We start from the raw sequence: 17,208 nt of genomic DNA, 5'->3' as shown, positions 1-17,208 counted from the left end.
ATTGAGGCCCGCGACACCGCGGGATACTAGAAGGTTGTAAACCAGTTGCGCCCGGATAGGCCAGCGCAAGCAAGGCATGGCGGATCGCGCGCGCCCTGCTATGCTGCTTCCATCATGTCCTCCCGGGAGGCGGCGATGTCGGATGTCTGGCTGGAAATCTGGTCCACCGTGCAGAGCGAATTTGCCGATATCCCCGATGCGGGGGAGGCGACCCGCATCGTGCTGCGGCTGGGCATGGCGGTAGTGCTGGGCGGCCTGCTCGGCTACGAGCGCGAGCGCAGCGGCAAGGCGGCGGGCCTGCGCACCCACATGCTGGTGGCCTTGGGGGCGGCGATTTTCGTGCTGGTGCCGCTGCAGGGCGGCATGGAGGTCGGCGACCTCAGCCGCGTGCTCCAAGGCGTGATCGCCGGCATCGGCTTCCTGGGCGCGGGAGCCATCATCAAGCTCGGAGAAGAGCGCGAGATCCATGGCTTGACGACCTCGGCCAGCATCTGGATGACGGCCGCCATCGGCGTCGCGGCGGGCATGGGGCGTGAAGCGACCGCCGTCGTCAGCACCCTGATGGCCCTGTTCGTGCTGGCCGTGCTGCGGCGCGTCGAGGCGCGCATCTCGTCCAAAGAGCAGAACCGGGTGATCTCGGCCGGTTCCGAGTAGCGTCCTCGGCGGTCAGCTGCCGCCGGAGACTTCGATGAAGGAGCCGCTGGTGTAGCCGGCTTCGTCGGAGAACAGCCACATCACGGCGCCCGCGACTTCTTCCACCGTGCCGCCGCGGCGCAGCGGGATCGCGCCTTTCAGACGGTCCACGCGGCCCGGCTCGCCGCCGCTTGCATGCATGTCGGTGTAGATGGTGCCCGGGCGCACGCCATTGACGCGTATGCCTTCCGGCGCCACTTCCTTGGACAGGCCGACGGTCATCGTGTCCATCGCGCCCTTGGACGCGGCGTAGTCCACGTATTCGTTGGGCGAGCCGAGGCGGGCGGCGGCCGAGGACACGTTGACGATGGCGCCGCCCTGGCCTCCGTGGCGGGTGGACATCCGGAGCACGGCTTCGCGGGCGCACAGGAACGCGCCCACGACATTGGTGGAGAGGATCCGTTGCAGGCGTTCGGCGCTCATGCTGTCCACGCGCATCTGCCTTTCCAGGATCCCCGCGTTGTTCACCAGGGCGTCGATGCGTCCCAGCTCTTCGTCCAGCATGCGGAACATGCGCACCACCTGGGCTTCCTGCGAGATGTCGGCCTGCAGGGCGATAGCGCGGCCGCCATTGCTGCGGATCTCTTCCACGACCGCCTGGGCCGCATCCGGCCGCGCGTGGTAGTTGACGCCCACCGCGTAGCCGCGCCGGGCGGCAAGCCTGGCGATGGCGGCCCCGATGCCGCGGCTGCCGCCGGTGACGAGCATGACTTTGGACATGGTTTTCTCCTGGTCGTAATCCTGGGGGGCGGCGTCCGGTTCCGGCCTACTGCTTCATCTGGACCAGCATGAATTCGTTGCCGTACAGATCGATGAAGTGGGCGTAGACGGCGGCGGCCTCGTGGACGGGTTCCCTGGTAAAGCGCACGCCCCGCGCGGCGAAGCGGGCATGGTCGCGCACGACGTCGTCGGTATAGAACACGCCCACCGGCTGGCCGCCGGTCTGGTCGCCGACGCGGTCGCGCTGGGCCTGGGTCAGCGCCTGCAGCAGCCATACACCCATCGAAGGCTGTTCCGGCAGCCGCAGATGCACATAGCGTTGCTGGCCCACGGGCAGATCCGCGTAGACCTCCATCTCCAGCTTGTCGCGGTAGAAGGCGATGGCGGTGTCGTAATCGTTCACGAGCAGGACGAGACGGCCCAGCGAATGCATGTCAGGATTCTCTTTGAGGTTGAGCGTGCGGCTATGCTAACCCGTACCGGGGCCGCTTTCCGTCAATCCGCTTCCCGCAGCAGGCGCAGCCCCACCAGGGGGTAGCGGGTTTCCTGCGTATTCCAGTTGCGGAACGAGGCGCGCGTATAGAGCGCCCAGGTATGCCACGAGCCTCCCCGCCGGACGCGCACATTGCCGTTCGCCGGGCCCTGCGGGTCGTCCGCGGGCGAGTGCGCGTAGTAGTCCTCGCCGTACCAGTCCGATACCCACTCCCACGCGTTGCCATGCATGTCGTACAGGCCGAAGGCGTTGGGCGCATAGCTGGCGACCGGGGCGGTGAAGGCATGGCCGTCGCTTCGAGGCGAGGCAAACGCCGCCCATTTGGGCCAGAACGGCCCGGCCTGCGCATCGAAGCCGTTGCCGATGTCGGGCATGGCGGCGGGGTCGTCGCCGTTCTGGTAGCGGGTGCGCGCGCCGGCGCGGCACGCATACTCCCATTCGGCCTCGGTGGGCAGGCGGTAGACCTTGCCTTCCCGCAAGGTCAGCCAGCGGGCCAGCGCCGTGGCGTCGTTCCAGCTGATGTTCACGACAGGATGATCGTCGCCCTGCGCGAAACCGGGATTGCGCCAGGAATAGCGGCGGTCGCGTCCCTCGAAGGCGTCGCCGCGTTCGGACTTGTCGGGATCGTATTGCGGGTTGTAGCCATAGCCTCCCGTGCCGTCGGCCTCGGATTCGGGAACGTAGCCGGACGCTTCGATGAAACGGCGGAACTGCTCCACGGTGGCTTCCGTGCGCGCCAGGTAGAAGGGGCGCGTGATGCGCACCGTATGGACGGGCGCCTCGTCGGCCAGCTGGGCGTAGCGTTCCGGGGGATATTGGGGATAGGCGCGCGCCAGCGACTCGGGCGTTTCGTCGCTGCCCATCTGGAAGGCGCCGGCGGGTATGCGCAGGAAAACCATGCCCAGCGAGTTCTCGATCAGGGGCGCGGGCGTCTCGGCGGACCAGGCGGGCGCCGCGATCAGGGTGCACAGCAAGGTCAGGACGGATCTTGTACGCATGGGGCTCCGGGGCTCGGGAAAGGGAGGTGCGCAATCGTAGAGCCGCCCGGACCGGCGGGCCAGACGCGGAGAACCCTCATGCCTGCGGCGGGGCTCAGCCCGCCTTGCGGATGGTGAAATTGATGCGCAGGCTGCCGAGCCTGGGATGAGGCAGATCCTTCATGGGCAGGACGCCGTGATAGCGCAGCCGGTCCACGCCGCCCCAGACGACCACGTCCCCATGGAACAGCGGCGTGCGCGAGGCCTTGTCCCCGCGCGCGTCGCCGCCGAAGAGGAACACCGCCGGCATGCCCAGCGACACCGACACGATGGGCGCGCCGTAGTCGCGTTCGTTCCTGTCCTGGTGCAGCGAAAGCCGGGATCCCGGCTCGTACCGGTTCACCAGGCAGGCATCCGGCGCGAAATCCGGAAAACCGGCCTCGGCCGCCGCGGCCTGCGCCAGCTGGACGAAGGCGGCGGGCATGTCGGGCCAGGGCCGCCCCGACAGGGGATCCTCGCGGGTATAGCGGTAGCCGCGGGCGTCGCTCGTCCAGCCCAGGCGGCCGCAGTTGGTGAGCGCTACCGACATGGCGTAGCCGCCGGGCGTTTCCATGTGCCGGAAGGGCGCCTGCGCCGTGACGGCGTCGACGCCGGACAGCAGCGCATCGACCCGGGAAAGGGCATAGCCGCGCAGCACCACGGACTGCGGGCCGAGCTCCACCCGCCCGCTGTGTTCCGGGGCGTCGTTGCCGAAAAGATCCAGGTTCGAAGCCATGTCCGGACGCCTACAGCAGCGGCTCCAGCGGCAGCAGCGACACGAACCACACCGACAGACGCTGCCACAGCGTGGTGCCGGGCTCGGTGTCGTGGCGGACGGTCTGGCCGCCGCGCTGCTCCAGCCAGTAGAGCCCGCCCTTGTCGTCAAGGCAGACGCGGTAGGCGGCGGAAGGGAGATCGCGCTCGAAGGACTCGGCGATGCGGCTGGCCAGCGCGGGGCTGTCGATGACGAACCCCAGTTCGGTGTTCAGCTTGGCCGAGCGCGGATCGAAGTTGAACGAGCCCACGAAGATGCGCCGGCCGTCGACGGCGAAGGTCTTGGCGTGCAGGCTGGAGCCGGAACTGCCGAAGGGGCCCATGCTCTTGTTGCGCTCGACTCCGGCGGACATGCGCTTCATCTCGAACAGCTCCACGCCGCTGGCCAGGAGGTCCTTGCGGCGCTTCGCGTAGCCGGAATGCACCACCGCCACGTCGGTCGCTTCCAGCGCGTTGGTCAGCACCTTGACCTTGACGCCGCCCTGCGCCATCTGCGCGAACGCCTGGGTGCCGCTCGCCGTGGGCACGAAATAGGGCGACACCAGTTCCAGGTCCGAGGTGGGCGCGCCGATGATTTCATGCAGCTGATGGGGCAGCATGGCCTCGGGCGGCGCGGTGCCGAGGGTCTTGCGCGGATCGTCGCTCACCATGCGGGTGTCGGCCCATTCCAGCGCCAGTTCACCTTGCAGCAATTGCCTGATGAAGGGCAGCTTGCGCATGGCGTCGGCATAGGCGGCGGCTTCCGGCGAGCGCTCGACGCGCGTGGCGGCCTGTTCCAGCTGCTCCAGCCTGCCCGGCGCGGGCTTCTTCAGCAGACGGTCGACGGGGTAGGCGGATTCGCTGGCCCAATACCGGTCGAAATCCACGGAAACGTCATTGACCGCGGCGCCGATGGCCAACACGTCCAGGTCGGTAAAGAGCACGCCGCTGGCAGCCCCGAAGTATTCGTCGCCCACGTTGCGGCCGCCGACGATGGTGGCCTGGTTGTCGGCGGTGAAGGACTTGTTGTGCATGCGCCGATTCAGGCGGCTGAAGTCCGTTACGTAACCCAGCGGCTTGGGCCAGCGCAGCACGAAGGGGTTGTACAGCCTTACCTCGATGTTCGGGTGCGCGTCCAGCGCGGATAGCTCGTCGTCCAGCCCGGAAGTGCCGTTGTCGTCCAGCAGCAGCCGCACGCGCACGCCCCGGTCGGCCGCTGCGTGCAGGGCTTCCAGCAGCATGGTGCCCGTCATGTCGTTGTGCCAGATGTAGTACTGCACGTCCAGGCTGCGCTCGGCGGCGCGCGCCAGCATCATGCGCGCCGCGAACGCGTCGTACGCGTCGGGCAGCGGATGGATGCCGGACTTCCCCGGATGCGCGGCCGCGATGGGCGCGATCGCCCGGCCCAGCGGGGTTTCTTGCGATGCTTCCGGCGTCAAGGCACGGGATTCGCTGCGTTTGTCCAGCGAGGGCAAGCCGCAGCCGCTAAGGAAACTCAGAGTCAGGACGGTCATGATCAGGGGGGTGGCCAAGTGCATGGCCCCTATTGTGCCGAAATCCCGGCGGGGGCCGCGGCCTGCGCTTGACGGATTTCCCAATATGAGAGAAATTCTCTTATATGGAAAATTTACGCTCTTCGGATTCGTCCCTGGACCGGCGCATCGCCGACAGGCTCAAAGCCCTGCGCCAGGAACGCGGCTGGTCGCTGGACGAGCTTGCCGGGCGCGCCGGAGTCAGCCGCGCCACTTTGTCCCGGCTGGAAAACGCCGAGGTCAGCGCCACGGCCGGCGCGCTCGGCAAGCTATGCGCTGCCTACGGCCTGACCATGTCGCGCCTGATGCTCATGGTCGAGGACGAGTTCGCGCCGCTGGTTCCCCAGCAGGCGCAGGCCGTGTGGGTGGACGACAGCGCCGGCTTTCGCCGGCGCTCGGTTTCGCCGCCGGCGCGGCAATTGGCGGGCGAGGTGCTGGCTTGCGAACTGGCGGCCAGCGCGCGCATTTCCTATGAACGTTCGCCGCGGCCGGGCCTGGAACATCATCTCTTGATGCTGGAAGGCGAGCTGGCCATGACCGTCGACGGCCAGGCCTACCGTCTGGCTCCCGGCGACTGCCTGCGCTATCAGTTGTTCGGCGCCAGCGAATTCTCCACCCCGCCGCACAGCGGGGCCCGATACCTGCTTTTCATCGTCTGAGTCCACCATGTCCCCACCGAGATTTGAAGCGATCCTCCTGTCGGCCGATGAGGCCGCCGCCATGCTGGCGGAGCTGGCCGGCCTGCTGCACGCCTGCGTGCAGGACGGCGCCAGCGTCAGCTTCGTCCTGCCGTACGAACCCTCGGACGCGCTGATGTTCTGGCGCGACAAGGTGTTGCCGGCCGTCGCAGGCGGCATGCTGATGCTGTGGGTGGTCCGCCAGGATGGGAGGGTCGCGGGGGCGGTGCAGCTGGATTGCGATACTCCGCCCAACCAGCCGCATCGCGCCGAGGTGCGCAAGCTGCTGGTGCATCCGGACTTCCGCCGCCGCGGCATCGCTCGCGCCCTGCTCGGGGCGGCCGAGGCCATGGCGGCGCGCCGGGGGCGCAGCCTGATCACGCTGGACACGCGCACCGGGGACAGCGCGGAGCCGCTGTATGCGTCGATGGGCTACCGGACCGTCGGCGTGATCCCGGGCTTCAGCCGCGATCCGCGCGATGCGGGCAAGCTGGACGGAACGACGGTCATGTACAAGCCGCTGTGACCGGCGGCGGGGCTCAGGCCAGGGGCTTGATGCCCACGCTGTAGGGCGGAGCGTTGCCGCGCGCGGCGGCCTTGATCTTCAGCATCGAGCCGCCGGGGGTGAATTCGAATTCCTGGTAGGGCACTTCGAACCATTGGTGGAAACTGGTGCGCGAGAACTCGGGCACCCAGACCTTGGCGCGCTTGGGATCGCAGTGGAATTCCACGAGCGTGCGGTCGATGCCGAGGGGGCGGGTATTGCCGATGCGGTAGCTGGCCTTCAGCTCGGCGCGTTCGGTCGCGCCCGGGCTCCAGACCAGGCCGATGGATTCCATGAAGTGTTCGATCGCCTCAATGCCGCGATACATAGCTGACTCCGAATGCAGGCGGGCGCGCCGCGCCCGCCGATAACCCCCCTGCCAACGCGGCGGCGGGAAACAGACGGATTATCCGTCATTCCCGCCACGGCCGCCCGGCCGGGGCGTTCAGGCGCTGGCCGTCCCGCAGAATTTCAGAATGGCGTCGGCCACGGTATGCGGAGCTTCGCGCTGGGGGAAATGGCCTACGCGGTCCAGCACCCGCCGTTCATAGCCGCCGCTGAACCAGGCTTCCTTGCCTTCCGACGTGGCGGGCTGGTTGCAGGCGTCTGCGCCGCCATGCAGCACCAGGGTGGGCACCGCCAGCGCCGGCGCGGGCGCGAGGCGGGCCGCGTCCTCGGCGTATGCCGGGTCGCCGTCGGCCAGGCCCCAGCGATGGCGATAGGAGTGCAGCACCACTTCCGTCCAGTCGGGATTGTCGAAGGCGCGCGCCGCCTCCTCGAATTGCGCTTCCTCGTACCAGCCGGCGGGCGACCAGGTGTCCCACATGTAGCGGGCGAAGGCGCGGCGGTCTTCCCGCAGCGCATCGGCGCCCCGCGGGGTTGCCATGAACCAGTGGTACCAGTAATTGCGCGCCTGGGCCAGCGGCAGGGCCTGGCTGGGATCGTTGGTGCCATAGCCGACGGACAGCAGCACCAGGTGCGACGCCACGCCGGGTTGCAGGCCGCAGGCGTTGGCCGCGGCGCGCGCGCCCCAGTCGTGGCCCGCCAGGACCGGGCGACGCAGGGAGAGGGCTGCGACGAAGTCGAGCAGGTCCCGCCCCAGTGCGGCGAGTTCGCCGCTGCGCGGCGCGCGGGCGTGGCGAAAGCGCGTGGCGCCGAAGCCGCGCAGGGCGGGGCATAGCACCCGGTAGCCGGCCAGGGCCAGGCGTTCGGCAACGGCGCGCCAGGATTCGGGGCTGTCGGGCCAGCCATGCGCGAGCACGGCCGTGCGCGGCCCTTCGGGGTTCCATTCCAGACAGGAGATTTCCAGCGCGGGCGTCTGGACGAGAAAGCGGCGGGGCGATGTCATGCGGATTCCTTCAGAGGGGAAGACACCAGGATAGGTTTGCCGCACATCATGATTCATGAAGAATTTGAAGGTATTATCATTAGATCGTTAATAAACGGGCGACAGTCATCATGGATGCTTCGTATGAATCCGCGGGCGCCGTCCTGGACCTGACGCTGCTGCGCACCTTCCTGGAGGTCGTCGATTGCGGCGGATTCGCGTTGGCCGCGGATGCGCTGGCCTTGACGCCCTCGGCCGTCAGCGGGCACATCAAGCGGCTGGAGTCCGCGGCGGGCGCCACGCTGCTCGACCGCACGACGCGCAGCTTCGAGCTGACCCCCGCCGGCGAGACGCTCTACACCTATGCGCGCAACATCGTCGAGCTGGAAAGAGAGGCGCGCGCCCGGCTGCGCGGCGCGCGGCTCAAGGGCCGGCTGCGGGTCGGCTCGTCGGAGGATTTCGCCGGCGCCTGGCTGGCCGAGGTGCTGCAGGCATTCCACCGGGCGCATCCCGGAGCGTCCATCGAATTGAAGGTGGGCGTGACCGCGGATCTGCTGCGGCAGCAGGCGCGCGGCAAACTGGACGTGGTGTTCGGCAAGCAATGCGCGCGCGTGCCGGACGACGGCGAACTGCTCTGGGAAGAGGAACTGATCTGGGCCTGGAGCGACGAAAAGCCGTGGCGGCAGGGGCCGCAAGTGCCGCTGGCGGTCTTTCCCGAACCCTGTGTCTACCGCGAGGCGGCGATTGCGGCGCTGGCGCAGGCCGGGCGCGCATGGCGGCCCGTGTTCGAGAGTTCCAGCATGGCGGGCTGCCTGGCGGCCGCGCAGGCGGGCTTTGCCGTCGCTCCGGTGGCGCGCAGCCAATTGCGCGCGGGCTTGCGGCCCCTGTCCGCGGACGAGGGGATGCCCGGCCTGCCGCCAGCGCGCTTCTACGCCTACGCGCGTTCCGCCGAACCCGCGGCGCGGGCGCTGGTGGCCGCCGTCCGGCAGACCGGCCAGCGGCGGCGCTTCGCGCGCTGACGAGGCCGGGCTCCGTGGCTTGCATATGCTCAATCGCCGCCATTGAGTAAAGCAAATGGACGCGCCACGCCATGGCCCGCACCATGGCGGCTAGGTCCTCTACAAGACCGGGGGCATCCGCTCCGGTCGGGACGCGATATTCAAGGAGCCGTCATGGCGAATTTCATACTTGCATTGGTCAGCGCTGAACTCTCTCTCTTCGGCGTCGCGACGCCCGCCGAGCCGGCGGCCGAACCCGCCGCGGCGGGCGCGGGAACCGCTCCGCGCTTCGATCGCGAGCACTACCGCAGCGCGCTGGGCTGAACGCGCCGGACCGTATCGGCGCAGGAATAGGCAGATTTCACGCAAGAACGAGCCTGTACGCCCGGGCTCGCGATTCTTACCATCCCTACACGGAATCGGGGATCTCCGCGCGCTTGCCGGATGCCCCGGTCCGCCAGACATGCGGGCATGTGGCCGGCATGGCAAGCAAGGGAAGGGAATCGCATGAATACCGAGAAAATCTGGTTGGTGACGGGCGCGTCGGCGGGACTGGGCCTGATCCTGGTGAAGATGCTGCTGGACCAGGGGCACAAGGTGGCCGCGACATCCCGCGATGGCGACGCGCTGCTCGACGCCGTGGGCGCCAAGCTGGAAGGCCGTTTCCTGCCGCTGACGGTGGACTTGGCGGACGAGCGCAACGTCCAGCGGGCCGTGGACGCCACCGTCGCCGCATTCGGCGGGCTGGACGTGGTCGTGAACAACGCGGGCTACGGCCTGCAGGGCGCGCTGGACAGCCTGTCGGACGCCGACCTGCGCGGCAATTTCGATGTCAATGTGTTCGGCGTGCTGAACGTGATCCGCGCCGTGCTGCCGCGCATGCGGGAACAACGCCGCGGGCACGTGTTCAACGTATCGTCGATCCTGGGCTTCGACGGCGGCTGCGAGGGCTGGGGCGCCTATAGCGCCACGAAATTCGCCGTCAGCGGCCTGACCGAGGCGCTGGCCGCGGAGGCCGCGCCCCACGGCATCCGCGTGTCGCTCGTGTATCCGGGCCGTATGCGCGCGGCCCGCGATGCGCGCGGCCATGAGCCGGGCGGGGACCCCGCCAAAATGGCTCAGGCGTTGATCAATTCGGCCCAGGCGCAGTATGCGCCCCTGCACCTGTTCCTGGGGCGCGATGCCTTCGACCAGGCGCGCGCCAAGATTCAGTCGGTGCAGCAGGAGTTGGCGCGCTGGCGGGAGATGTCCGTGTCCATCGGCTTCGCGGACGAAAGGCGGCTGGCCGCCTGAAGGCGGCCGGCGCGCGCCGCGCAACGCTATGAGCCGAGGCCGCGCGCGACCTGGTAGGCGCCCAGGAGGGCCAGACTGATCATGAAGCACAGCTTGAAGGTCCGCGCGGACAGCCTGGCGCGCAGCCACTGGCCCAGGGCCATGCCCGCCAGCGCGGGCAGCAGCATCAGGAGGGAAGCTCCCGCTGCCTCGGGCGTGTAGCCGCCATTGAGCCAAAGCCCCGCGGCCAGCGCCACCGTGGACACCGTGAACGAAATCCCCATCGCCTGTATCAGGTCGTCCTTGTCCAGGTTCAGCGCCTGCAGGTAGGGCACGGCCGGAATCACGAATACGCCGGTGGCGGCGGTGATCACGCCGGTGACGGCGCCGATCGCGGCGCCCAGCCATCCTTCGTGGCGGGCGGGCGCCCTGAGCGGCGATCCGAACAGGCCCCAGGCGGCGTAGGCCACCAGCGCCATCCCGAGGCAGACGCCGGCCCATTGGCCGGAAGGCGCGCCCAGCCACAGCGCCCCGGCGATGGTGCCGGCGCAGATTCCCGCCTGCATGCCGGCGATGCGGCGCAGGACTGCCGGCAGCGCGGGCCAGGGGCGTGTCTGCCAGAGGTTGGTGATCAGGGAAGGCACGATGAGCAGGGCGGCGGCCTGGGCCGGCGCCATCAGCAACGCCAGCATGGCCATGGAAATGGTGGGCAGCCCCAGTCCCACCACGCCCTTCACCACGCCGGCGAGGATGAACACGGATGCGGTGGCGGCGAGCAGCGCCGGGGTGCCGCCGGGCAGCAGATCGAAGGGATTCATGGGGTCTCGCAGGGGGAGGTCAATGCATCGCCGCGGGGGCGGCCGAACAGGGCATAGGCCGGGTCGTCGGCGCCGGCGACCTGCTGGCGCGCGGCGCGCAGCAGCCATAGGCGCCCTTCGCACAGATCGGCGGGCACGGCGGAGCCATAGAGCGCCGGGCCGCCGATCAGCGCCATGCCCAGCATGCGCTGGGCCGGCGCGTGCCCGCCGCGGGCGGACGCGCGCAGCCATTGCGCCATGCCGGCGTAGTCGCCCAGGGTCTGTGCCTCCAGCGCCAGCGCATACTGCTGCGCGGGAGTGATCGCAGGGCCCAGGCCGCCTCCGGCTTCGGCCATTCCTGAGGCGTGAAGCGCCAGGGCAATCAGGGCGAGTCCTGGCCATCGGGCCAAGGAGTGCCGAATTTTCCGGGTTTTCATAGGTTTCCCCGAGCAATGGATGAACAGGCCTTCATTGTCATCCTCGAAGGGCCGGACTGCGAATCGGGATCTCGCGTAGCAAGCCTATGGCAAGGCCTGAGCCTCGCATGCTACGCTTTTTGCATGCGATTCGACCTCACCGACCTGCGGCTCTTTCTCAACGTGCAGGAAACGGGCTCCATCACGGCCGGCGCCCGGCGCTCCCACATGACGCTGGCCTCGGCCAGCGAGCGCATCCGCGGCATGGAGGACACGCTGGGCGTGCCCTTGCTGCTGCGCGGCCCGCGCGGCGTCGAACCCACGCCCGCGGGCCGCACGCTCGCGCATCATGCGCGGGTGGTGCTCGCGCAGATGGACCGCATGCGGGGCGAGCTGGACCACTACGGTCAGGGGCTGAAGGGCCACGTGCGGGTGCTGTGCAACACGGCCGCGCTGAGCGAATACCTGCCCCCGGTCCTGGGCGCGTTCCTCAAGGACCATCCCCGCGTATCCGTCGATCTCGAAGAACGGCTGAGCCACGAGATCGCCGACGCATTGCGCGCCGGAGCCTGCGATATCGGCGTGCTGGCGGACTCCGCCGATCTGCACGGCCTGCGCACGGTCACGTTCCGGCACGATCCTCTGACGCTCATCGTGCCGGCGGGCCATCCGCTGGCCGGGAGTCCGGCCGTGGCGCTGGCCGACGTGGCGGACCAGGAGTTCGTGGGGCTGGTGGAGGGCAGCGCCTTGCAGGAACACATCGCGCACCATGCGAGGCGCGGTGGCAAGGCGCTGTCGTACCGCGTGCGGCTGCGCAGTTTCGACGCGGTGTGCCGGATGGTCGGGCAGGGCGTGGGCATCGGTATCGTTCCGCGCGTGGCCGCGGTGCGTTGCGGGCGCGCGGCCGGCGTGCGGCGGGTTGCGCTGGCCGACGGCTGGGCGTCGCGCGATCTGGTGCTGTGCGTGCGCGAAGCGCTGCCGGCCTACGCGGCCGAACTCGTGGAGTACGCCCTGCGCGATGCGCCCGTCGCCCAGGGGGCAGGGCGCGATTCCTGAGGGGCGGGGCGCGGGCACCCTAGACGCGGACGCCGAGCGGCGGTAGCGTTAAGCCCTTGCAGGTCCCCCTCCCTTTTCCCGCGCCTGTCATGCCTGACGATCCGTCCCCCGCCGCCGCCCCGTTCAACGTCCCGGACCCGCTGGTCTGCAACGGCGCGGCGCTGCGCAAGGCGACCCGGCGGGTGTCGCAGTTGTATGACTCGGTGCTGGCGCCCTGCGGCCTGAAGGTGTCGCAGCATTCGATCCTGATGCATATCGCGCGGGCGGGCTCGCCTTCGATGACGGACCTGGCGCGGGCCATGGTGCTGGACCGCTCCGCCCTTGCCCACAATCTCAAGCCGCTGGAGCGCGATGGCTATGTGCGCTCCTCGCGCGATCCGCTGGACGGCCGCAGCCGCCGCGTGGCGCTGACCGAGACGGGATGGGCCAAGCTGGCGGAATCCCGTCGCCTCTGGAAAGAGGCGCAGCGCCGCTTCGAGTCCGCCTATGGCGCCGAGCGGGCGGCCGCGCTGCGGCGCGCGCTGGGCGAGATTTTCTCCGAGGAATTCGCGCTGGCCTTCAGCCGCGGCTAGGGTGAACGGGCCCTGGATCCGGTCCGGGCCGATCCCAGGATCGCGACGGCGGCCAGCACGCAGGCCATGCCGGTCAGTTGCGGCGCCGCCAGGGGCTCGCCGAGCAGGCCGGCGGCAAGGGCCACCGCGGAGACCGGGGCGAGGGCCGTGAAGAGCGCGGCCTCCGCGCCCTTGACGCGGGCCGAGCCCGCATACCAGAGCAGGAATCCGCCCACCGTGGGCACCAGCGCGTAGTAGACCGTGGCCGCCAGGGCAGGGACGGACAGGGACAGCGTCCACGGCGCTTCCGCGATGCTGGCCAGCGCAGAGCACGCAAATCCGAAGGCCGCCATGAGAGTCGACAGCGCCAGCGGCGAGACCGGCACGCGCAGCCGCTTGTTGAGGAGGATGAACAGGCCTTCGCAGACCACCGCGCCCAGGATCAGGGCATTGCCCGCGAGCGAGGAGCCGCCCGCCGCGCCGACGGCATGGCGCGTCATCAGCCAGACGCCGAAGCCGGCCGCGGCAATGGCGGCCAGCGTGGCCTTGCCCGGACGTTCGCCCAGCAGCAGGATGGCGATCCCGGCCGAAACCAGGGGCAGGGTGCCCAGGATGATGCCGCCATCTACGGCCGATGCGCGCTGCAGCCCGGCGATCAACAGCGCGGTGTAGCCCACGCTTCCGGCGATCGCCTGCGCCGCGAGCAGCAGCCAGTCGCGCCCGTCCAGCCGTGGCAGCCGCGCCCCGCTCAGCGCCATCAGCAAGCCGAAGCAAGGCAAGGCGACGGCGAACCGCAGGGCGGTGGCGGTGAAGGGCGGCAGGCCCGTTCCGATGATCTTGCTGGCGACCACCGTGCTGCCCACCAGCAGCATGGCGGCTGCCAGGCAGCAATAGCCCTGTATCCGGCTGTTCATGATTCCGTCCACGCCCTTTCAACGAAAAAGCGCAGCGTAGGCGGCGGGCCCGCGCCAGGTCTTGAATGAAATTGCGAGCTCAGCCCGCGGCCAGCGCGTAGCGGCCGGGGGAGACGCCATAGGCGCGCACGAAGAGCCGCGTCATGTGGCTTTGGTCGGCGAAGCCGCCGGCTGCCGCGGCGTCGGCCAGGGGCGTTCCCTGGCGGATCAGGCTGCGCGCCAGCAGCAGCCGGCGCTGCATCTGGTAGGCGTGAGGCGTCAGCCCGGTGGCGCGCGCGAACGCCCGCAGCACCTGGTAGCGGCTCAGGCCGCTGGCTGCGGCCAGGTCGGCCAGGGACAAGGCCGCGGCCGGGTCGTCGTCGATCAGGCCGCGGGCATGGCGGATGGCGTCGGGGACCGCGCGCGTTTTCCGGTCCCGGGCCTGCGCGGACGGCAGGCCCGCCTGGGCCAGAATGCGCAGCAGCAGGCCGTCGCACGCCAGCGGCGCGGCGCCGGCCGTCGCCTGCGCGTAAAGCGCCAGCACGTCGCGCGCCAGCGCGGGGCGATCCTGGGCGGGGTGTTCGAATTCGTAGCCGTGCCCGTCGGCCCGCAGCTCATCGGCAGCCTGCGCGACCACGCCCGGATCCAGATACAGCATCTGCCAGGCGCGCAAGCCATCGCCTATCGGGGCGCCGTCGTGCACTTCGCCCGGGTTTACCGTAATGACGTGCCCGGGGCCGGCCTCGACCTGGCCGCGACCGCTATGGGACACCTGGGCGCCCAGGCGCACGACGCCGATGCCGAACTGCTCGTGCGTGTGCCGCGCGAAGGCTAGGCGGCTGCGCGCCGCCACGGCCTGCACGCCGGCGAGCGCGCTGCGATGCATGACGAACTGGCCTGGATCCATGAGGGAAGGGAGCGTATGGGGTTGCGGGCAGTATCGCCCGCGGCGCCCGCCCCGATCAAGCGATCAAGTTATTGCAGCCCGTTCCAGCGCGCAACCGACGGCTCGGCCGCCGCCCACTTCCATTGGCCGCCGGTCTGCCGGCAGATCAGGCTGGCGTAGGCGGGCGCCGGAGCGCCGTCCTGTTCGACGGTGAACAGCACTTCGCGGCATCGGGTCAGGGGCGTATCGATGTCGCGCACGACCTGGATGCCGCCGCGCTCGTTGCCCACCGGCAGCGAGTGGCGGATCTCCCATTGCCGGACCTGGCCGATGGGCAATTCGCCGGCCGCGTTGGCCATGACGTTCTGCTGGTCGTTCTTCCATTCGCGCAACACGTATTTCACGGTGGCGTCCACCGCCGCCTGCACCGTGACGCCGATCGCGTAGCCCGCCACCGGGTTGGCGGTGGCGGCGCCGCTGACGGTGCCCACCACGGCGCCCGTCGCGCCGCCGATGGTGGAACTCTGGCATCCGGCCAGTCCCAGGCTGGCGGCCGCCGCCAGCAGGCATGACGCGCGCATCACTGCAGGGATCCCCAGCGCGCGGTGGCCGGTTCCGCGCTGGCCCAGCGCCATTGGCTGCCGTCCCGGCAGACGGTGGTGACGTAGAACTCGCGGATGGGCGGGGCTGCGGCCTTGTCGGCGGCCGTGTCGATGGAAAAGACCACTTCCTTGCATTCCAGGCCCACGCCGCCGATCAGCCGGCTGACAGTGACCTGGCCCTGCGCGTCGCTTTCGATGGGCAGCTGATGCTTGACCTGCCAGTTGGCGACTTTCCCTACCCCAAGCGGGCCCGCGGCCATGGCGATCGCGTCCTGTTCCTCGCCGCGGGTCTTGCGCTGCGCGTAGGCCAGCGCCGCCTTCGCGCCGGCCTGCACGCCCAGGCCGATGCCGGTGGCCACCGTGGCGTTGTCAGTGACCTGGTTGGCGATGGCGGTGCCGGCGATGCCGGCCGCCGCGCCCGTGCCCTCGCTCAGCATGGAATTGCAACCGGACAGCGCCGCCAGCGCGGCCAGGCCGGCAAGGACTGTCGCGCCGCGGCGCGCGGCGATAGGCGGAAATGTGAACGACAAGCTGCTTGCCCTCCTGCGTGATGCTTGGCGCGGCAAGTATAGGAGGGCGGGCGGCCGCGCCGGTAGCGCTTTTGCATTTCTTGGCATTTTGCCGCCGGGCGCCTACCCCGGGGGGCGCGCCCCTTTCGTGTAGGACTCGCGCAGCGCCGCCGCGAACTGGGCGTCGACGTTGCGGCGCAGCCCATCGGAGCGCGTGAACAGGGAAATCGGCGGCAGGGTCCAGTCGAAGGAATACGGCACGATGGCCGCGCCGGCGATGCGCACCAGCTCGTCGGCGATGTCGGCCGGCAGGATGGTGACCGCGCGGTCGCTCGCGACGATCATCTCGCCGATCAGCTTGGACGAGTCGCTTTGCACCGAGGGCGGCGGGGGCGTCAGGCCCGCGCGCAGGAAGATGTCGGCCACCTGCTCGCGGATCGGGCTGCCCGGCGTGCCCAGGATCCAGTCCAGGTCGGCCAGCCGGTTCCATTCCAGGCGCGAGCGGCCGAGGCGGGCGGCCAGCCGGCGGCTGGCGATCAGCCGCGGCGGCTGGCGGTATAGCACCTCGAAAGCGATGTTCGTCATGTCCACGGAAGGCGTGGCCCAGCCCACGACCATGTCCAGGGTGTGGTCGCGCAGCTGGCGCAACAGGGCGGGGCCCTGGCCTTCGTGGATGGTGGCGGTGACCTGTCGGCCCGCCGGCCGCGTGCGGCCGATCGCGGACGACAGCATCTGGCCCGAGACGAAGGGGATGACGCCGATATGCAGATGGGCGGCGTGGCCGGCGGCCACCGCCTCCATTTCCTGGACCAGGTGGCCCAGGTCGTGGACCAGGGCGCGGGCCCGGGTCAGCACCACGGCGCCCAGCGGGGTGGGCGTCATGCCTCTTACCGAACGCTCGAAGAGGGGCACGTCGAACATGTTTTCCAGTTCCGCCAGCGCGTTGGTGACGGCGGGCTGGCTGGTGGCCATGTGCTCGGCCACCCGGGTCAGGGATCCGTAATGCTCGATTTGCAGCAGCAGCATCAGGTGGCGCATCTTCAGCCGCGATGTCAGTTTCCGGATGACGGCGTCCGGATCGAAGGCGGTCATAGACAATGTATAAGGCAAAGGTAATGGAACAATATTAAATCCGAATGATCTCATTATGTCTTGGGGCCTAGAATTTTTGGACATCGAGACTAGGAGGCGTTGCCCCATGAATAACCTGTCGGACCGCCAGGCGGCATTGGACTATCACGAATTCCCCACCCCGGGAAAAATCTCCGTCATGGCGTCCAAGCCGCTGGTCAGCCAGCGCGACCTGGCGCTGGCGTACTCGCCCGGCGTGGCGGCGGCCTGTGAGGAGATCGTGGCCGACCCGGCCAATGTGTTCCGTTACACCGGCCGGGGCAATCTGGTGGGGGTGATCACCAACGGCACGGCGGTGCTGGGGCTGGGCAACATCGGCGCGCTGGCCTCCAAGCCGGTGAT

General features: G+C 69.5%; 22 protein-coding genes and 1 pseudogene. 9 read left to right on the top strand and 14 right to left on the bottom strand.

All coding sequences use genetic code 11. From position 1 onward, the window contains the following. Nucleotides 1–135: 135 nt before the first annotated feature. On the top strand, nt 136–654 hold the full coding sequence (locus tag ACN6PJ_RS23570) for an MgtC/SapB family protein (protein WP_427998215.1): 519 nt from the start codon (nt 136–138) through the stop codon (nt 652–654). Between the two features lie 12 nt (nt 655–666). Here the strand turns inward: ACN6PJ_RS23570 and ACN6PJ_RS23565 are convergent, their stop codons facing one another. From ACN6PJ_RS23565 to ACN6PJ_RS23545, 5 genes are all read right to left on the bottom strand, one after another. Continuing rightward, nucleotides 667–1,413 (bottom strand): SDR family oxidoreductase, encoded by a 747-nt coding sequence (locus tag ACN6PJ_RS23565; protein WP_427998214.1) that lies wholly within the window; start codon nt 1,411–1,413, stop codon nt 667–669. Nucleotides 1,414–1,459: 46 nt separating this feature from the next. Further along, nucleotides 1,460–1,846 (bottom strand): VOC family protein, encoded by a 387-nt coding sequence (locus ACN6PJ_RS23560; protein WP_427998213.1) that lies wholly within the window; start codon nt 1,844–1,846, stop codon nt 1,460–1,462. Between the two features lie 62 nt (nt 1,847–1,908). Beyond that, nucleotides 1,909–2,904 carry a formylglycine-generating enzyme family protein gene (locus ACN6PJ_RS23555; RefSeq protein ID WP_427998212.1) on the bottom strand — a complete coding sequence of 332 codons (996 nt, stop codon included), beginning with the start codon at nt 2,902–2,904 and terminating at the stop codon, nt 1,909–1,911. Between the two features lie 94 nt (nt 2,905–2,998). Then, nucleotides 2,999–3,658 (bottom strand): DNA oxidative demethylase AlkB, encoded by a 660-nt coding sequence (gene alkB, locus ACN6PJ_RS23550; protein WP_427998211.1) that lies wholly within the window; start codon nt 3,656–3,658, stop codon nt 2,999–3,001. 10 nt (nt 3,659–3,668) lie between these two features. Continuing rightward, on the bottom strand, nt 3,669–5,213 hold the full coding sequence (locus tag ACN6PJ_RS23545; protein WP_427998210.1) for a phospholipase D family protein: 1,545 nt from the start codon (nt 5,211–5,213) through the stop codon (nt 3,669–3,671). A gap of 80 nt (nt 5,214–5,293) precedes the next feature. Between ACN6PJ_RS23545 and ACN6PJ_RS23540 the strand changes: the two genes are divergently transcribed. Both ACN6PJ_RS23540 and ACN6PJ_RS23535 read left to right on the top strand, forming a co-directional pair. Further along, nucleotides 5,294–5,866, top strand: coding sequence for a helix-turn-helix domain-containing protein (locus ACN6PJ_RS23540; RefSeq protein WP_427998209.1), 573 nt, complete (start codon nt 5,294–5,296; stop codon nt 5,864–5,866). Between the two features lie 7 nt (nt 5,867–5,873). Beyond that, entirely contained in the window at nt 5,874–6,410 is a 537-nt protein-coding gene (locus ACN6PJ_RS23535; RefSeq protein ID WP_427998208.1) for a GNAT family N-acetyltransferase, read from the top strand. A gap of 13 nt (nt 6,411–6,423) precedes the next feature. Here the strand turns inward: ACN6PJ_RS23535 and ACN6PJ_RS23530 are convergent, their stop codons facing one another. Both ACN6PJ_RS23530 and ACN6PJ_RS23525 read right to left on the bottom strand, forming a co-directional pair. Beyond that, complete coding sequence (locus ACN6PJ_RS23530) at nt 6,424–6,756, bottom strand: hypothetical protein (RefSeq protein WP_427998207.1); 333 nt, start codon at nt 6,754–6,756, stop codon at nt 6,424–6,426. Nucleotides 6,757–6,873: 117 nt separating this feature from the next. Continuing rightward, nucleotides 6,874–7,776: an alpha/beta fold hydrolase gene (locus ACN6PJ_RS23525; RefSeq protein WP_427998206.1), complete on the bottom strand. Its 903-nt coding sequence runs from the start codon at nt 7,774–7,776 to the stop codon at nt 6,874–6,876. A 110-nt stretch (nt 7,777–7,886) separates the two neighbouring features. Here ACN6PJ_RS23525 and ACN6PJ_RS23520 point away from each other — a divergent pair, with 110 nt between their 5' ends. The 3 genes from ACN6PJ_RS23520 (at nt 7,887) to ACN6PJ_RS23510 (ending at nt 10,046) form a co-directional block, all read left to right on the top strand. Then, nucleotides 7,887–8,774, top strand: a complete 888-nt coding sequence (locus tag ACN6PJ_RS23520) for a LysR family transcriptional regulator (RefSeq protein WP_427998205.1) — start codon at nt 7,887–7,889, stop codon at nt 8,772–8,774. A 153-nt stretch (nt 8,775–8,927) separates the two neighbouring features. Beyond that, complete coding sequence (locus ACN6PJ_RS23515; protein ID WP_427998204.1) at nt 8,928–9,077, top strand: hypothetical protein; 150 nt, start codon at nt 8,928–8,930, stop codon at nt 9,075–9,077. 183 nt (nt 9,078–9,260) lie between these two features. Further along, nucleotides 9,261–10,046: an SDR family NAD(P)-dependent oxidoreductase gene (locus tag ACN6PJ_RS23510; RefSeq protein ID WP_427998203.1), complete on the top strand. Its 786-nt coding sequence runs from the start codon at nt 9,261–9,263 to the stop codon at nt 10,044–10,046. Between the two features lie 26 nt (nt 10,047–10,072). Here ACN6PJ_RS23510 and ACN6PJ_RS23505 read toward each other — a convergent pair whose 3' ends face one another. Next, on the bottom strand, nt 10,073–10,843 hold the full coding sequence (locus tag ACN6PJ_RS23505; protein WP_427998202.1) for a sulfite exporter TauE/SafE family protein: 771 nt from the start codon (nt 10,841–10,843) through the stop codon (nt 10,073–10,075). Beyond that, nucleotides 10,840–11,178 (bottom strand): sel1 repeat family protein, encoded by a 339-nt coding sequence (locus ACN6PJ_RS23500; RefSeq protein ID WP_427998201.1) that lies wholly within the window; start codon nt 11,176–11,178, stop codon nt 10,840–10,842. The genes ACN6PJ_RS23505 and ACN6PJ_RS23500 overlap by 4 nt, the downstream gene beginning before the upstream one ends. A 204-nt stretch (nt 11,179–11,382) precedes the next feature. Here ACN6PJ_RS23500 and ACN6PJ_RS23495 point away from each other — a divergent pair, with 204 nt between their 5' ends. Continuing rightward, a complete protein-coding gene (locus tag ACN6PJ_RS23495) occupies nt 11,383–12,294 on the top strand; it encodes a LysR substrate-binding domain-containing protein (RefSeq protein ID WP_427998200.1) in 912 nt (303 codons plus the stop codon). An 89-nt stretch (nt 12,295–12,383) separates the two neighbouring features. Further along, nucleotides 12,384–12,866, top strand: a complete 483-nt coding sequence (locus ACN6PJ_RS23490; RefSeq protein ID WP_427998199.1) for a MarR family winged helix-turn-helix transcriptional regulator — start codon at nt 12,384–12,386, stop codon at nt 12,864–12,866. On the opposite strand, the gene ACN6PJ_RS23485 is transcribed toward ACN6PJ_RS23490, so the two are convergent. From ACN6PJ_RS23485 to ACN6PJ_RS23465, 5 genes are all read right to left on the bottom strand, one after another. Beyond that, nucleotides 12,863–13,759, bottom strand: coding sequence for a DMT family transporter (locus ACN6PJ_RS23485; RefSeq protein ID WP_427998198.1), 897 nt, complete (start codon nt 13,757–13,759; stop codon nt 12,863–12,865). The two genes, ACN6PJ_RS23490 and ACN6PJ_RS23485, sit on opposite strands and share 4 nt — an antisense overlap. A 79-nt stretch (nt 13,760–13,838) precedes the next feature. Further along, the gene (locus ACN6PJ_RS23480; RefSeq protein ID WP_427998197.1) at nt 13,839–14,645 is read right to left on the bottom strand and encodes an AraC family ligand binding domain-containing protein; all 807 of its coding nucleotides are present in this window, start codon (nt 14,643–14,645) and stop codon (nt 13,839–13,841) included. Between the two features lie 68 nt (nt 14,646–14,713). Further along, on the bottom strand, nt 14,714–15,205 hold the full coding sequence (locus ACN6PJ_RS23475) for a hypothetical protein (RefSeq protein ID WP_427998279.1): 492 nt from the start codon (nt 15,203–15,205) through the stop codon (nt 14,714–14,716). Then, nucleotides 15,205–15,756, bottom strand: coding sequence for a hypothetical protein (locus ACN6PJ_RS23470; protein ID WP_427998196.1), 552 nt, complete (start codon nt 15,754–15,756; stop codon nt 15,205–15,207). The genes ACN6PJ_RS23475 and ACN6PJ_RS23470 overlap by 1 nt, the downstream gene beginning before the upstream one ends. 102 nt (nt 15,757–15,858) lie before the next feature. Beyond that, nucleotides 15,859–16,827: a LysR substrate-binding domain-containing protein gene (locus ACN6PJ_RS23465; RefSeq protein WP_427998195.1), complete on the bottom strand. Its 969-nt coding sequence runs from the start codon at nt 16,825–16,827 to the stop codon at nt 15,859–15,861. A 106-nt stretch (nt 16,828–16,933) separates the two neighbouring features. Between ACN6PJ_RS23465 and ACN6PJ_RS23460 the strand changes: the two are divergent. Further along, a pseudogene (locus tag ACN6PJ_RS23460) lies at nt 16,934–17,208 on the top strand (NADP-dependent malic enzyme); the annotation flags it as partial.

The sequence above is a fragment of the Achromobacter sp. genome (genome assembly GCF_050285585.1).
Classification (GTDB): Bacteria; Pseudomonadota; Gammaproteobacteria; order Burkholderiales; family Burkholderiaceae_B; genus Achromobacter.
This window is presented reverse-complemented; position numbering and strand designations above follow the sequence as displayed.

Excerpts from the sequence above, each read along its gene's own strand:
- ACN6PJ_RS23570 (WP_427998215.1), top strand. The coding sequence starts at position 136 with ATGTCGGATGTCTGGCTGGAAATCTGGTCCACCGTGCAGAGCGAATTT.
- ACN6PJ_RS23565 (WP_427998214.1), bottom strand. The coding sequence starts at position 1,413 with ATGTCCAAAGTCATGCTCGTCACCGGCGGCAGCCGCGGCATCGGGGCC.
- ACN6PJ_RS23560 (WP_427998213.1), bottom strand. The coding sequence starts at position 1,846 with ATGCATTCGCTGGGCCGTCTCGTCCTGCTCGTGAACGATTACGACACC.
- ACN6PJ_RS23555 (WP_427998212.1), bottom strand. The coding sequence starts at position 2,904 with ATGCGTACAAGATCCGTCCTGACCTTGCTGTGCACCCTGATCGCGGCG.
- alkB (WP_427998211.1), bottom strand. The coding sequence starts at position 3,658 with ATGGCTTCGAACCTGGATCTTTTCGGCAACGACGCCCCGGAACACAGC.
- ACN6PJ_RS23545 (WP_427998210.1), bottom strand. The coding sequence starts at position 5,213 with ATGCACTTGGCCACCCCCCTGATCATGACCGTCCTGACTCTGAGTTTC.
- ACN6PJ_RS23540 (WP_427998209.1), top strand. The coding sequence starts at position 5,294 with ATGGAAAATTTACGCTCTTCGGATTCGTCCCTGGACCGGCGCATCGCC.
- ACN6PJ_RS23535 (WP_427998208.1), top strand. The coding sequence starts at position 5,874 with ATGTCCCCACCGAGATTTGAAGCGATCCTCCTGTCGGCCGATGAGGCC.
- ACN6PJ_RS23530 (WP_427998207.1), bottom strand. The coding sequence starts at position 6,756 with ATGTATCGCGGCATTGAGGCGATCGAACACTTCATGGAATCCATCGGC.
- ACN6PJ_RS23525 (WP_427998206.1), bottom strand. The coding sequence starts at position 7,776 with ATGACATCGCCCCGCCGCTTTCTCGTCCAGACGCCCGCGCTGGAAATC.
- ACN6PJ_RS23520 (WP_427998205.1), top strand. The coding sequence starts at position 7,887 with ATGGATGCTTCGTATGAATCCGCGGGCGCCGTCCTGGACCTGACGCTG.
- ACN6PJ_RS23515 (WP_427998204.1), top strand. The coding sequence starts at position 8,928 with ATGGCGAATTTCATACTTGCATTGGTCAGCGCTGAACTCTCTCTCTTC.
- ACN6PJ_RS23510 (WP_427998203.1), top strand. The coding sequence starts at position 9,261 with ATGAATACCGAGAAAATCTGGTTGGTGACGGGCGCGTCGGCGGGACTG.
- ACN6PJ_RS23505 (WP_427998202.1), bottom strand. The coding sequence starts at position 10,843 with ATGAATCCCTTCGATCTGCTGCCCGGCGGCACCCCGGCGCTGCTCGCC.
- ACN6PJ_RS23500 (WP_427998201.1), bottom strand. The coding sequence starts at position 11,178 with ATGGCCGAAGCCGGAGGCGGCCTGGGCCCTGCGATCACTCCCGCGCAG.
- ACN6PJ_RS23495 (WP_427998200.1), top strand. The coding sequence starts at position 11,383 with ATGCGATTCGACCTCACCGACCTGCGGCTCTTTCTCAACGTGCAGGAA.
- ACN6PJ_RS23490 (WP_427998199.1), top strand. The coding sequence starts at position 12,384 with ATGCCTGACGATCCGTCCCCCGCCGCCGCCCCGTTCAACGTCCCGGAC.
- ACN6PJ_RS23485 (WP_427998198.1), bottom strand. The coding sequence starts at position 13,759 with ATGAACAGCCGGATACAGGGCTATTGCTGCCTGGCAGCCGCCATGCTG.
- ACN6PJ_RS23480 (WP_427998197.1), bottom strand. The coding sequence starts at position 14,645 with ATGGATCCAGGCCAGTTCGTCATGCATCGCAGCGCGCTCGCCGGCGTG.
- ACN6PJ_RS23475 (WP_427998279.1), bottom strand. The coding sequence starts at position 15,205 with ATGCGCGCGTCATGCCTGCTGGCGGCGGCCGCCAGCCTGGGACTGGCC.
- ACN6PJ_RS23465 (WP_427998195.1), bottom strand. The coding sequence starts at position 16,827 with ATGACCGCCTTCGATCCGGACGCCGTCATCCGGAAACTGACATCGCGG.